We start from the raw sequence: 12,514 nt of genomic DNA, 5'->3' as shown, positions 1-12,514 counted from the left end.
ATTCCTATGCCATCCTTTCTAAAATTAATAGTAAAAGAAGTAAAACGCGAAACCAAAGACGCCGTTTCGATACTTTTTAATGTACCCGAAGAATTGAAATCCAATTATACTTTTATTGCTGGTCAATACATAAATTTACGTTTGACACTAGACAATCAAGAAATTCGTCGTGCGTATTCTATTTGTTCGACTCCTGGAAGTGGGGAATTACGAATTGCAGTAAAAGCGGTAAAAGACGGTGCTTTCTCTCAATTTGCTAATTCAAAACTAAAAGCAGGTGATGTTCTTGAAGTAGGAAAACCAGAAGGGAAATTTACTTTTGAACCCGAAAACGATCGTCAAAAAAACTATATTGCTTTTGTTGCAGGGAGTGGAATTACACCTGTTTTATCGATTTTGAAATCGGTTTTGAAAAGCGAACCTAAAAGTTCTTTTGTGTTGGTTTATGGAAACAAATCTCCAGAAGAAACTATTTTTCACCAAGAATTACATGATTTGCAATTGCAATATGTCGGTCGCCTTTTTGTGCATTATGTCTACAGTCAAGCCAACGTTGAAAATGCATTGTTTGGTCGAATTGATAAATCAACAGTAAATTATGCCTTGAATACCAAGCATTCTACATTGGAGTTTGACAAATTCTATTTGTGTGGTCCAGAAGAAATGATCAATACGGTTTCTAGTGTTTTGAAAGAAAAAAACGTAAAAGAATCAGCAATAAAATTTGAATTATTTACAACTTCAACACAAGAAAATACCATCAAAGAATCGTTAAGCGGTCATTCTAAAATCACTATAATGGTAGATGATGAAGAAACGACTTTTGAAATGTCCCAAAAACAAAGTATCCTAGATGCGGCTCTAAAACAAGGAATTGATGCTCCTTATTCTTGCCAAGGCGGAATATGCAGCAGCTGTTTGGCCCGAGTTACCGAAGGTACAGCCGAGATGAAGAAAAATTCTATACTTACCGACAGCGAAATTGCCGAAGGTTTAATACTAACTTGTCAAGCGCATCCTACCTCTGCCACTATTCGTGTAGATTATGATGATGTTTAAAAAAAGTATTCAGTGTTCCATTTTTTAGTAATCAGTTGCTGTTTGTGAATTTGAAATTCAACTATTGTTATTGAAATTGATTTTTGATATTGCCATTACTTATGAAATCAACTCGAGAAATTTTTAAAAGTAACCCTTCCCTACTTGATGAGCCCGAAGTGGCAAATCTATTGGAATATTGTGAGCAATTACAGGATGAGATCGTTGAATTCAAATTTGAAAAAACCAATAACAAAGAGCTAGCCATGCTCGATATGCTTAAAGAAGTCATAAAAGGTTGCAATGCTATCGAAAAAGAACAAGCAGAACACGAACGTTTTGGATATGAAGCGCCCAATTACCAAGAAACTATTTCAAATTTGAAACGCTACATTTATGGTAGATGTAAGGATGAAAAGATTTATTTGTAAAAAAAAGTCTAAAAATAAAATTCCAAATTCCAATTGTGTCAAATTGGAATTTGGAATTTTTTTATTGAAATTTTAGAACTCTTACTCTGAAAGCTTTGTTTGAATACTTGAAACAATATCCTCAACCTTAATCGTCCGCATTGCATCTTCATACCCCTCCACTTTTTTATTACCATAAACCGATGTTGGTAATTTTGGATATAAATTTCTATCCGATACCAAAGCATTTTCTAAAAGCTGATTGAATGGTGAAAAACCAGCATACGGATGAGTTGCACCCCACAGTGTGATGACTTTTACACCCAACATTGCGGCAATATGTGCATTTCCAGAATCCATAGAAAGCATTACATCCAGATTACTGATGAGTTGTAACTCTTGGGTAAACTTGATTTTGCCAGCCATATTGATAACATTCTGTTTGCCTGAACTTAGTGAATTCAAAGTTTCAATTTCTTTTTCCCCTCCACCAAAAAGCAAAATAGTATTATTTGAATCTAATGACAAAGTGTTTATTACTTCTTGTATTAAATCCAAAGGATAAACTTTAGACTCGTATTGTGCAAAAGGAGCAATTCCAATTAAATTTTGATATGAAGTACCAATTATATTAAGAATATCAGAATCTAAAATGGCTTTTTGAGGAAATATTGGATTATCTAAATTTACAGAAAAACCGAGTTGTTCAAACACTTTTGTGTGTCTTTCGAACATAGTAGTCAATGGTTTGAAAACTTTATTTTCAGATTGGGTCAAGGCTTTTTTCTCGGCTCTTCCTTTATCAACCGAAGCTGTTTTTTTTCCGCTCAAGGCGAAAAGTGTTTTCACGATTTTGGAACGCAAAACATTGTGCAAATCAGCAAAAGCGTCGATATCCAACGCTCTTAAATCCTGAAACAATTTGATTAAACCAAGGAATCCTTTGTGTCTTTCTTTTTCATCGAAAGCAAAAAAGGAAAGATTGGGAATCCCATCAAAGAAAGGTTTGAAAAAAGGTCTAGAAACGACCGTGATTTTTACTTCGGGATACTGATTTACAAAAGCACGTAAAACAGGAACCGTCATGGCGACATCTCCCATTGCGGAAAGTCTCATGACGGCTATATGCTTAATTTTTGGGGACAAATTTGTTGCCAAAAAATTATTTTTTATTTTGATACAAAACAGGATTCAAATCATCGTCGTTGTACATTTTCATTTGTTTGTACACTTTCATGAATTTGTCTCCGTTTTCGATATCTGTCAATAAATCATCGATTGCCAAAGACAAATCAGTTCTTTGTTCTAAAAGAATATTCAATTTAGCTTGACACTTGTCCCTATGATCTTGTGAAGCTTCGGCGCGAGTAGCTTCTTCGTTCATGTGATAAATTTTTAATGCCAAGATAGACAATCTGTCAAAAGCCCATGCTGGACTTTCTGAATTGATTTTTGCATTGTCTTTAACGGCAACATGGCTGTATTTTTGAAGAAAATAACCATCGATATATTCTACCATATCGGTACGTTCTTGATTCGATGCATCGATTCTTCTTTTCAAAGTCAAAGCCGCAACTGGATCAATATTCGGATCACGAATGATATCTTCAAAATGCCATTGTACGGTGTCGATCCAGTTTTTTAGATACAACAAATGCTCGAATTTTTCTTTTGGAAAAGGATTATTTATGGGTTGGTCAACATTATCAAATTGATGATAATCTTTTATACTTTGCTCAAATACTGAATAAGCTAATTTTGAAAACATATCTTTATGATTTTAGAAATACAAAGATACTTTTTATACTTTTATAGTGTAAAAAAAACTCCACAAATTAAATTTCTAATAACAAATCCATGGAAATTCATTATTTATCAGAAAATAACAGTGTCTTAAATCACTTTTTAAGCCAAATTAGAAATATCAGCGTTCAAAATGATAGTATGCGTTTTCGAAGAAACATTGAGCGAATTGGTGAAATTATGGCTTATGAAATGAGTAAATCATTGCATTACAAAGCAGTTGATATACAAACACCTCTTGGCATCAAAAAAACCACCGAAATTGCTGAACAATTGGTGCTCTGTTCTATTTTAAGAGCTGGTTTAACCTTACACCAAGGTTTTTTAAACTATTTTGACCATGCTGAAAATGGTTTTATTTCGGCCTATAGACACCATCCCAATCATGATGACTATTTTGATATACTAGTAGAATACCAAGCTATAGCTGATATTAATGATAAAAATGTGTTATTATTAGATCCAATGTTGGCCACAGGACAATCTATAGTTGCTGTTTTTAATAAACTAATGGAAAGAGGTACTCCAAAAGAAATTCATATTGCCGTGATTATTGCTGCGCCAGAAGGAATCGAACATCTAAAGCAACATTTACCAGATAGTTGTCACCTTTGGATTGCTTCCTTAGACGAAAAACTTAATGAAAAAAGTTATATAGTTCCTGGGCTTGGAGATGCAGGTGATCTGGCTTACGGAAATAAGTTATAATTGGGAAAAAAACGTAAAAAAACTACAAGCTAAAAGCACAAACATTACGATTTCCTCTTTCAACTTGGGCTGAGAGATTTCGATATGAGCTGTCGCCATTATTGCCATCGGTGCAAAAGTAAAAACTAATAACTCATTGCTTTTATTTGTTGAAAGTACAAATATAATAATTCCAATAAAGAACGATACTATCACCTTTTTGTAAGAAGATAGCAGCACTAAAGGTCGGCTCGATAATGATACAAACATTGAAACAACAAAAAATAATGCAATAGTACTATAAATGGAGAAAGCAGCATTTTGATAATTATTAGTAAAATAATCAATATTTAAATTGATTTTACTACTCTCCTGCAAAAAGGCTATACTGTTGATATCAAAAATTAAGGAGGTTAAAACAAATAGTATCGATACTGCAAAAAGAGCAATAAATGGAATAACCCAATTTCTATAATCTCTAGATACGTGAAAAATAACCGAGGTAAAAACCAAAATAATATATAAAATACTCCAAAATTGAAACAATGCCGCTATAAAAATCCACAGAGAGGCATCAAAAAGTTTCTCTTTTGTTTGTTTTAAGGTTTGCAAAGAAATCAATCGTCTAATGGCTAAAAGTATAAATAAATTAGCTAAAATTAAATTGGGATTGTTGAATAAATTAGGAAAAAAAATCAGAAATGAAAAATAGAAATAGGCAGTGTATGTACTGTCTTTACTCAAACCATTGCGTTTTGAAATAAAACTAGTTAAGAAAATTGCACCCAATAATAGTACCAATGTGCCTATTTTTTGAAGTATCGAAATAACAGAATTTGTCCAAGTTACATCTTGAATTTGATATAGAAAAAAGAAAACCAGCATTAAAATAACGACCAATGAAAAATTTAATGGTGTAGATTTTTTAAAAACACTTGTTATCATAAGGATATTTTATACTTTTGTGACTGTAAATATAATACTTGTTTAAAAAGGAACGGGACAAGATTAAAAAAGATTCATTAGAAAATTTATTTTTTGATGTTCTGAATTCCAAAACACAAAATAACAAAATAAAAGAGATACATTATGACATCATTTTTTGAAGGAATACAATATTTATTTGTAAACATTTTATTCGCTCCTTTAGACTTTTTACGTTCACTTGAACTAAAAACTTGGTTTGGTGCCAACACTATCAACTGGATCTTTATGATTATTTGTTCAGTTGCTATCGTTTATTGGATCAAACAATTGAAATTACATAAAGAAAATGGAGAAGAGTTTCAGGATACAACTGCTCATTCTTTCTTGACTAAATAAATTCTTTGTCGAATAGATTATAAAAACGGTTTAAACTTTCTATTAAGTTTAAACCGTTTTTTATTTTCTAGATCAAATCAAACCCAATGTCTTTTCTGAAATTCATTTTGTCAAAATGCAACTGATTTACATTTTTGTATGATTTATCCAAAGCTTCTTGAAAGTTGTCTCCATAAGAAGTAATGGCCATTACTCTTCCGCCATTGCTTACCACATTACCATTCTCTAATTTGGTTCCCGCATGAAAAACAATAGAATCCGTCACTTTTTCTAAACCGGTAATTACTTTTCCTTTTTCAAAATCTTCTGGGTATCCTCCTGAAACAATCATTACAGTTGTGGCGCTTCTTTCATCAATTTCTAAGTTGAATTCGTCCAGTTTTTCATTGGCTACAGCCAAAAACAATTCAACCAAATCTGATTTTAATCTAGGAACCACTACTTCGGTTTCTGGATCTCCCATTCTCACGTTGTATTCAATAACGATTGGTTCGTTGTTGACATTGATTAGTCCAATAAAAACGAATCCTTTATATGCAATTCCGTCTTTTTGAAAACCTTCGATTGTTGGTTTTACAATGCGGGTTTCGATTTTCTCCATCAAAACAGCATCCACATAAGGAACTGGAGAAACTGCTCCCATTCCACCGGTGTTCAAACCTGTGTCACCTTCACCTATACGTTTGTAATCTTTGGCAGTTGGCAAAATTTTGTAACTTTTACCATCCGTCAATACAAAACAGCTTAACTCTATACCGTCCAGAAATTCTTCAATAACCACTTTGGAACTTGCAGCACCAAATTTTTGATGAACTAGCATGTTTCTTAATTCATCTTGTGCTTCGGCCAGATCCTGAATGATCAAAACTCCTTTTCCGGCAGCTAGACCATCTGCTTTCAAAACATACGGTGGTTGCAATGTTTCTAGAAACTTACATCCTTTTTCAACTGTTTCAGCCGTAAAACTATCGTATGCTGCCGTTGGAATGTTGTGTTTCATCAAAAATTCTTTGGCAAACTCTTTACTTCCTTCTAATGTTGCTCCAATTTTTGAAGGCCCTATAACAGGAATAGCTGCCAAATCTTGATCATTTAAGAAAAAATCATAAATCCCTTTAACCAAAGGATCTTCTGGACCAACCACTACCATCTCTATATTTTCTTTGAGAACCAATGTTTTTATGGCATCAAAGTCGGTGGCACTGATGTCAACATTTTTTGCAATTTGAGCAGTTCCCGCATTTCCTGGAGCTACAAAAAGGGTGTCACAAAGAGGACTTTGAATCATTTTCCAAGCAAAAGCATGTTCTCTTCCTCCCGATCCTAGTAATAAAATATTCATGATGTAGTTATTTAGTTGCATTGCTGTCTTTTGACAGACGGTGCAAAAATAGTTTGTTTTGCCGTGAAATAATAATTTTTTTTACTTACTTTTGACGTTAGTAACGTGAAAGATATGATAATTTCATTTGGATCAAAAGAAACCGAAAAAATTTGGAATGGAATTGTTGTAAAAAAACCTTCAATAGAAATTCAACAAATTTCGAGAAGAAAGCTGAGAATGTTAAACAACTCTCAAGATTTAATAGATTTAAGAATTCCTCCATCGAATCGTTTAGAAAAATTAAGCGGTAATTTAAAGGAATTTTATAGCATTCTGATTAACAATCAATGGCGCATCATTTTTAATTGGGAAAATGGAAATGCTTCAAATGTAGAAATTGTAGATTATCATTAAAATTAGATTTGAAATGGAAAAATTAAAAAATATACATCCGGGAGAAATTTTACTTGAAGAATTTCTTGTTCCTTTAGACATAACTCCATATCGGCTGTCTAAAGAATTGAAAATTCCGCAAACTAGAATTTCAGAAATTGCTAAAGGAAACCGGAGAATTACAGCAGATACAGCAATACGCTTGAGTCAATATTTTGGAAACTCCCCTAAATTTTGGCTTGGACTACAAGACGATTATGATATAGAGGAAGAACAAGAAAACAAAGGGGAAGAAATTCAAGGTATCAAGCCTTTTGATAATCAAAAAGTGGCGTAGATGTTCAAACTATTCGACCTAACACTCCTAATAAACGGTTTTCCTATGCAGGAAGCCAAAGCTGAATTGCAAAACATTCTTGCCATTCCTGAGGAAAACTATAGTCGTTTTATCGAACAAAAAAAAACAGAAATTGTCCATTTTCACCTTAGCAATAATCCATTTTACAGAGAATTGGTCGGTTCTAACTCTTTTGCAAATTGGTCTGATTTACCCATTTTAAATAAGAAAAACTTACAGAAGCCTTTGAAAGAAAGACTTTCTTTGGGTTATACCGAAAAATCAGTGTATCTCAATAAAACATCTGGGTCCAGCGGACATCCTTTTGTTTTTGCCAAAGACAAATATTGTCATGCACTAACTTGGGCATCCAATATGTATCGTTTTGGCTGGTATGGAATTGATTTTAACACTTCTTATCAAGCGCGATTTTATGGTATTCCGATGGATTTTATTGGAAACAGAAAAGAAAGATTCAAGGATTATTTGAGTCATCGGTATCGGTTTTCCATATTCGATTTATCTGACGAGGTTTTGGAGGGTTTTTTGGAACATTTTAAAACTAAGAAATTCGATTACATCAATGGTTACACCTCATCGATTGTTTTGTTTGCTAAATTTTTACAGAAAAAAGATATCGTTTTAGCAGCAATTTGTCCCACTTTAAAAGTATGTATGGTCACCTCCGAAATGCTTTTTAAAGAAGACAAACTGCTTTTGGAAAAACAATTTGGCATTCCTATTGTCAATGAATATGGCGCTTCAGAATTGGATTTAATTGCTTTTCAAAATCTAGAGGATGAATGGCAAGTCAACTCGGAAACTTTGTTTGTGGAAATTTTGGATGAAAATAATCAGGCGGTTCCAAACGGAACTTCGGGTCGAATTGTGATTACTTCCCTCTTTAACAAAGCGCATCCTTTTATTCGATATGATATTGGTGATATTGGCATATTGGATGAAAAAAGCACTTTAAAAAAACCTATTCTTAAACAATTAATTGGAAGAACCAATGATGTGGCTATTTTACCCAGTGGTAAAAAATCGCCTGGATTAACGTTTTATTATGTAACCAAAAGTATCATTGAAGACGATGGAAATGTGAAAGAGTTCATCATCAAACAAACTAAGATTGACCTATTTGAAATAGAATATGTCAGTGATTTTGAATTGAATACAGAACAAATCGAAAAAATAAATCAGGCCGTTGCTTTGTACTTGCAACCGAATCTTCACTTTACTTTTACTCGTAAAAAAACCTTGGAAAGAAGTAACCGCGGAAAATTAAAGCAATTTTCTTCTTTTTTGTAATGTAAATAAAATCGTATATTGGTCGTTTAAATTGACAAACGATGAGTGAACTGTCTTTGCTTTCAGAAGAAACGATTTCTAACAAAATATACTTTATACGCAATCAAAAAGTCATGCTTGATCGTGATTTAGCAGTACTCTATGGCATTGAAAATAAGGTTTTTAAAACAAGCCGTTAAAAGAAATTTGTCAAGATTCCCTGAAGATTTTATGTTTGAGCTTACTAAATCAGAGTTCGAAAATTGGAGGTCACAATTTGTGACCTCCAATTCAGATAAGATGGGTTTGCGTTATGCTCCAATGGCATTCACCGAACACGGAGTTTTGATGTTATCTAGTGTATTGAAAAGCGATAAAGCGATTCAGACTAATATCCAAATCATGCGCATTTTTACTAAAGTGAGGCAAATGTTATTGGATACCACTGAGATTAAAATTGACATCCTTCAAATTCAAAAAAAACTAGAAAATCATGATAAAAATATCGAGTTGGTTTTCTCCTATTTGGATGAATTGACTGAGAAAAAAGAAAATGAAGGCGAAAGAATTAAAATTGGATATAAAAAATAATCTCCTAAATCTTCTTTATATAACGCGGTTTTATTAGTAATTGAGTGATTAAAAATCCAATCATAATAAATAAAGAAGAAATATAACTAAACCCATGAAAGTTTCGGTAAACTGCAAAATTATGTTTCAATAAATCGACCTTTGAAGCGGAGAGTGAATTATCTCTAATGCGATAAAAAGCCAGACTTTCGGGAACTGGTTTAGCTATTCTAATTTTTTTTAGAATCGTAAGCCAGACCATCCAATCCTGTCGTTTTCGGGTTGCAGAAATAGCAATTTTTCCAAAAAAATTAACTTCATAAATTCCCGTAAGATTACCAACATAATTACAAAAAAACAATTGATGATAGGTCAGATTTCTTGGAGCTTCAACTATTCTATTTAATGCATTTCCTTTTTCATCAATACATTCGTAGAAAGAAAATGTAAAAGGTACTTTGTTTTCTTTTAAAAACTGAAGTTGTTTTTGAAGTTTTTGTGGTTTCCAAAGGTCATCTGCATCCAAAAATGAAATATAATCCCCATTTGCAATAGACAATGCTTTTTCTCTAGCAATTCCAGCACCTGAATTTTTATCCAATTGAAAAAAACGAATTCTAATATCATTTTTAACAAATTGTTCAATAACAGAAATAGTCTGGTCTGTTGAAGAATCATCAACTATGATCATTTCCCAGTTTTGGTAGGTTTGATTTTGCACGGATTGAATCGTTTCAGCTATGAATTTCTCTGAGTTGAACGAAGGAGTAATAATGGATACTAAAGCTGTTTCCATACTAATATGCTTTTTTATCACCTTTTAAAGTATTATAAATGGTATTGAAGATGATTTTTAAATCCAATAATAAAGACCATTTTTCGATATAAAAAATATCATATCGTACTCTATTTATAATGTCTTTGTCCGTTTCGATTTCTCCACGAAATCCTTTGGTTTGGGCTAAACCCGTTATTCCTGGTTTTATAAAATGACGCACCATGAATTTATCAATCCGTTCTGCATACATATTCGTGTGACTAACCATGTGGGGTCTAGGACCTACTACTGACATGTCTCCCAACAAAACATTGAAAAATTGAGGCAATTCATCGATACTTGTTTTACGTATAAATTTACCCACCTTCGTTATTCTTGAATCGTTTTTGGAAACTTGTTCAATATCTGCCAATTCATTTATTTCCATAGAACGAAACTTGAAACAATTGAATTCTTTATTATTTAAACCGTTCCTCTTTTGCATAAAAAAAAGAGGGCCTTTTGAATCCATTCGAATAATAATTGCCAAAACAGGAATCAACCATGATAATATACATACAATTATTACAGTTGAAAAAACAATATCAAAAGCACGTTTGATATTATAATGTAAGGACTCATCTAGGGAAATTGTTCTTTGTGATATTACAGGAATATAATCATAATATTCAAAAGTGGTGTTTAATGCTAATAATTGCTTTTGATCTGGAATAAACTTTAGTGTTTTTAAATTATTATCGGCAAAAAACACAAATTCTTCTATTTGCTTAAATGATAAATCAACCTGTGAGCAATAAAGTTCATCTATTTTATGCTCCAAAACAAAAGAAAAACACTCTTGAAGTAGTTCGGATTTGTTTAAATCCAAGTCAAACACCTTTATCAATTTATAGCCATAATCTGGATTTTCTTCGAAAAAATGTTTTAATGGTAAAATGCTTTTATTTTTACCGATAAGTACAACTCTTCTAAAATTACCACCAAAAATTATTCGGTATTTTTTAAGAAAAAAGTAGATAAACAGTTTAAAAACAAGAATCATAATTACCGAAAGAAATGTGAATTCTAAAATTGAATACAAACTATATCTATCGGGATAAAAATAAGCTAGAGCAAAACACCAAACTAAAAAAACAATGGCTTGCTTCAAAGTGCAATTCAAGATAGCAATAACTTTGGTATAACGGTACACTTCATAAAACCCTAAATTGGCAGCAATAATAAACCAAGCAGTACTGATAAAAAGAGCATAAAAATCTTGAAAAACAGGAATACCCGAAAAATACGCTGCGAAGAAATTGATTATAACCAAATCTAATAAGCGTGAAAAAGGCCTAATGTAACCGGAATATCTTCCTGTTTTAGTTTTCATTTGAAGATACTATTTACTTTGTGTGGAATATGGTATCGTCATTCTCCAATCTAATTTGAACTATTTGAATCATAGTCAAATCACTAATTGATATACTTAGAAAAATCTTTATGTTCTTCTTTGGATAATTCTTCTTTGGATAATGACTTGAAATAATCGTAGGTGATTTTCATTCCTTCGGCACGATTTACTGTGGCTTCCCATCCCAATAATTCTTTTGCTTTGGTAATATCAGGTTGACGTTGCAAAGGGTCATTTATAGGCAACGGATAATAAACTACTTTTTGATTGGTTCCTGTTAGTTTTATGATTTCCTCTGCAAAATCTTTGATCGTAATTTCATCAGGATTACCAATATTTACAGGATAAACATAATCCGAATGTAACAATCTGAAGATCCCTTCAACTTGATCATCGACATAACAAAAAGATCGCGTTTGCATGCCATCTCCAAAAATTGTTAAATCTTCTCCACGAATGGCTTGTCCTATAAAAGCGGGAATAACTCGACCGTCATTGAGTCGCATACGAGGTCCGTAAGTATTGAAAATTCGAACAATTCTAGTTTCTACTCCATGAAAAGTATGATAAGCCATAGTGATAGATTCTTGAAAGCGTTTGGCTTCATCATACACTCCTCTTGGTCCAATGGTATTTACGTTTCCGTAATAGTCTTCGGTTTGAGGATGAACTAATGGATCACCATATACCTCAGAAGTAGAAGCTATAAGAATTCTTGCTTTTTTGACTCTTGCCAAACCTAATAAATTATGTGTACCCAATGAGCCTACTTTCAAGGTTTGAATTGGAATTTTGAGATAATCAATTGGACTTGCCGGCGAAGCAAAATGCAGGATATAATCTAACTCGCCTGGAACATGTACAAACTTTGTGATATCGTGATGATAAAATTCAAAATGTTCTAGTTTGAACAAATGTTCTATATTTTTTAAATCACCTGTAATTAGATTATCCATTCCTATAACATGATAACCTTCTTTGATAAAACGATCACATAAATGAGATCCTAAAAATCCTGCTGCTCCGGTGATGAGTATTCTTTTCATAAGAAGATAATATTGTTTTAGTTGGAATATGGTATGCTTCGCCAGTTCGCTACCGCTCGGGTCATCAGATCTTCATTTGTGTTTGCTACAAATACAGTCATGGCGATTTCATAAAAATAATT

At 32.6% G+C, this 12,514-nt stretch carries 16 protein-coding genes; 9 read left to right on the top strand and 7 right to left on the bottom strand.

Translation table 11 applies throughout. The annotated features are described in order from the left end of the window. The first annotated feature begins 6 nt into the window (after positions 1–6). Entirely contained in the window at positions 7–1,059 is a 1,053-nt protein-coding gene (locus tag OYT91_RS13815) for a ferredoxin--NADP reductase (protein WP_281238432.1), read from the top strand. Positions 1,060–1,160: 101 nt separating this feature from the next. Further along, positions 1,161–1,469: a hypothetical protein gene (locus OYT91_RS13810; RefSeq protein WP_281238431.1), complete on the top strand. Its 309-nt coding sequence runs from the start codon at positions 1,161–1,163 to the stop codon at positions 1,467–1,469. A gap of 81 nt (positions 1,470–1,550) precedes the next feature. Here OYT91_RS13810 and OYT91_RS13805 read toward each other — a convergent pair whose 3' ends face one another. Together OYT91_RS13805 and OYT91_RS13800 are read right to left on the bottom strand one after the other, a co-directional pair. Beyond that, a complete protein-coding gene (locus tag OYT91_RS13805; protein ID WP_281238430.1) occupies positions 1,551–2,564 on the bottom strand; it encodes a glycosyltransferase family 9 protein in 1,014 nt (337 codons plus the stop codon). 46 nt (positions 2,565–2,610) lie between these two features. Further along, a complete protein-coding gene (locus OYT91_RS13800) occupies positions 2,611–3,216 on the bottom strand; it encodes a DUF4254 domain-containing protein (protein WP_281238429.1) in 606 nt (201 codons plus the stop codon). Positions 3,217–3,305: 89 nt separating this feature from the next. On the opposite strand from OYT91_RS13800, the gene upp reads away from it, so the two are divergent. Beyond that, positions 3,306–3,959: a uracil phosphoribosyltransferase gene (gene upp, locus OYT91_RS13795; protein WP_269224317.1), complete on the top strand. Its 654-nt coding sequence runs from the start codon at positions 3,306–3,308 to the stop codon at positions 3,957–3,959. Here upp and OYT91_RS13790 read toward each other — a convergent pair. Continuing rightward, positions 3,954–4,883, bottom strand: a complete 930-nt coding sequence (locus tag OYT91_RS13790; protein ID WP_281238428.1) for a DUF6427 family protein — start codon at positions 4,881–4,883, stop codon at positions 3,954–3,956. The two genes, upp and OYT91_RS13790, sit on opposite strands and share 6 nt — an antisense overlap. Before the next feature lie 144 nt (positions 4,884–5,027). Between OYT91_RS13790 and OYT91_RS13785 the strand changes: the two genes are divergently transcribed. Continuing rightward, a complete protein-coding gene (locus OYT91_RS13785) occupies positions 5,028–5,261 on the top strand; it encodes a DUF6341 family protein (protein WP_269224320.1) in 234 nt (77 codons plus the stop codon). Positions 5,262–5,328: 67 nt separating this feature from the next. Here OYT91_RS13785 and purD read toward each other — a convergent pair whose 3' ends face one another. Further along, positions 5,329–6,603, bottom strand: coding sequence for a phosphoribosylamine--glycine ligase (gene purD / locus OYT91_RS13780; RefSeq protein WP_281238427.1), 1,275 nt, complete (start codon positions 6,601–6,603; stop codon positions 5,329–5,331). Positions 6,604–6,717: 114 nt separating this feature from the next. On the opposite strand from purD, the gene OYT91_RS13775 reads away from it, so the two are divergent. The 5 genes from OYT91_RS13775 to OYT91_RS13755 are packed head-to-tail and all read left to right on the top strand — an operon-like array spanning position 6,718 to position 9,196. Further along, positions 6,718–6,999 (top strand): type II toxin-antitoxin system RelE/ParE family toxin, encoded by a 282-nt coding sequence (locus OYT91_RS13775; protein ID WP_281238426.1) that lies wholly within the window; start codon positions 6,718–6,720, stop codon positions 6,997–6,999. A gap of 13 nt (positions 7,000–7,012) precedes the next feature. After that, entirely contained in the window at positions 7,013–7,315 is a 303-nt protein-coding gene (locus tag OYT91_RS13770; RefSeq protein WP_281238425.1) for a HigA family addiction module antitoxin, read from the top strand. Further along, positions 7,316–8,626, top strand: coding sequence for a phenylacetate--CoA ligase family protein (locus tag OYT91_RS13765; protein WP_281238424.1), 1,311 nt, complete (start codon positions 7,316–7,318; stop codon positions 8,624–8,626). 41 nt (positions 8,627–8,667) lie between these two features. After that, positions 8,668–8,805: an ORF6N domain-containing protein gene (locus OYT91_RS13760; protein WP_281238423.1), complete on the top strand. Its 138-nt coding sequence runs from the start codon at positions 8,668–8,670 to the stop codon at positions 8,803–8,805. A 7-nt stretch (positions 8,806–8,812) separates the two neighbouring features. Then, the gene (locus OYT91_RS13755; protein WP_281238422.1) at positions 8,813–9,196 is read left to right on the top strand and encodes an ORF6N domain-containing protein; all 384 of its coding nucleotides are present in this window, start codon (positions 8,813–8,815) and stop codon (positions 9,194–9,196) included. A 4-nt stretch (positions 9,197–9,200) separates the two neighbouring features. Here OYT91_RS13755 and OYT91_RS13750 read toward each other — a convergent pair whose 3' ends face one another. From OYT91_RS13750 to OYT91_RS13740, 3 genes are all read right to left on the bottom strand, one after another. Further along, positions 9,201–9,971 carry a glycosyltransferase family 2 protein gene (locus OYT91_RS13750; RefSeq protein ID WP_281238421.1) on the bottom strand — a complete coding sequence of 257 codons (771 nt, stop codon included), beginning with the start codon at positions 9,969–9,971 and terminating at the stop codon, positions 9,201–9,203. A gap of 1 nt (position 9,972) precedes the next feature. Then, the gene (locus OYT91_RS13745) at positions 9,973–11,325 is read right to left on the bottom strand and encodes an exopolysaccharide biosynthesis polyprenyl glycosylphosphotransferase (protein ID WP_281238420.1); all 1,353 of its coding nucleotides are present in this window, start codon (positions 11,323–11,325) and stop codon (positions 9,973–9,975) included. Positions 11,326–11,408: 83 nt separating this feature from the next. Continuing rightward, on the bottom strand, positions 11,409–12,392 hold the full coding sequence (locus tag OYT91_RS13740) for a UDP-glucuronic acid decarboxylase family protein (RefSeq protein ID WP_281238419.1): 984 nt from the start codon (positions 12,390–12,392) through the stop codon (positions 11,409–11,411). Positions 12,393–12,514 lie beyond the last annotated feature (122 nt).

The organism is Flavobacterium praedii, from assembly GCF_026810365.1.
Lineage (GTDB): Bacteria > Bacteroidota > Bacteroidia > Flavobacteriales > Flavobacteriaceae > Flavobacterium > Flavobacterium praedii.
The sequence above is the reverse complement of the archived record's forward strand: the minus strand, read 5'-3'. Positions and strand labels throughout refer to the sequence as shown.

Coding starts and splice junctions, on each gene's coding strand:
- OYT91_RS13815 (WP_281238432.1), top strand. CDS start 7: ATGCCATCCTTTCTAAAATTAATAGTAAAAGAAGTAAAACGCGAAACC.
- upp (WP_269224317.1), top strand. CDS start 3,306: ATGGAAATTCATTATTTATCAGAAAATAACAGTGTCTTAAATCACTTT.
- OYT91_RS13750 (WP_281238421.1), bottom strand. CDS start 9,971: ATGGAAACAGCTTTAGTATCCATTATTACTCCTTCGTTCAACTCAGAG.
- OYT91_RS13760 (WP_281238423.1), top strand. CDS start 8,668: ATGAGTGAACTGTCTTTGCTTTCAGAAGAAACGATTTCTAACAAAATA.
- OYT91_RS13805 (WP_281238430.1), bottom strand. CDS start 2,564: ATGAGACTTTCCGCAATGGGAGATGTCGCCATGACGGTTCCTGTTTTA.
- OYT91_RS13810 (WP_281238431.1), top strand. CDS start 1,161: ATGAAATCAACTCGAGAAATTTTTAAAAGTAACCCTTCCCTACTTGAT.
- OYT91_RS13770 (WP_281238425.1), top strand. CDS start 7,013: ATGGAAAAATTAAAAAATATACATCCGGGAGAAATTTTACTTGAAGAA.
- OYT91_RS13775 (WP_281238426.1), top strand. CDS start 6,718: ATGATAATTTCATTTGGATCAAAAGAAACCGAAAAAATTTGGAATGGA.
- OYT91_RS13785 (WP_269224320.1), top strand. CDS start 5,028: ATGACATCATTTTTTGAAGGAATACAATATTTATTTGTAAACATTTTA.
- OYT91_RS13790 (WP_281238428.1), bottom strand. CDS start 4,883: ATGATAACAAGTGTTTTTAAAAAATCTACACCATTAAATTTTTCATTG.
- OYT91_RS13800 (WP_281238429.1), bottom strand. CDS start 3,216: ATGTTTTCAAAATTAGCTTATTCAGTATTTGAGCAAAGTATAAAAGAT.
- OYT91_RS13745 (WP_281238420.1), bottom strand. CDS start 11,325: ATGAAAACTAAAACAGGAAGATATTCCGGTTACATTAGGCCTTTTTCA.
- OYT91_RS13765 (WP_281238424.1), top strand. CDS start 7,316: ATGTTCAAACTATTCGACCTAACACTCCTAATAAACGGTTTTCCTATG.
- OYT91_RS13740 (WP_281238419.1), bottom strand. CDS start 12,392: ATGAAAAGAATACTCATCACCGGAGCAGCAGGATTTTTAGGATCTCAT.
- purD (WP_281238427.1), bottom strand. CDS start 6,603: ATGAATATTTTATTACTAGGATCGGGAGGAAGAGAACATGCTTTTGCT.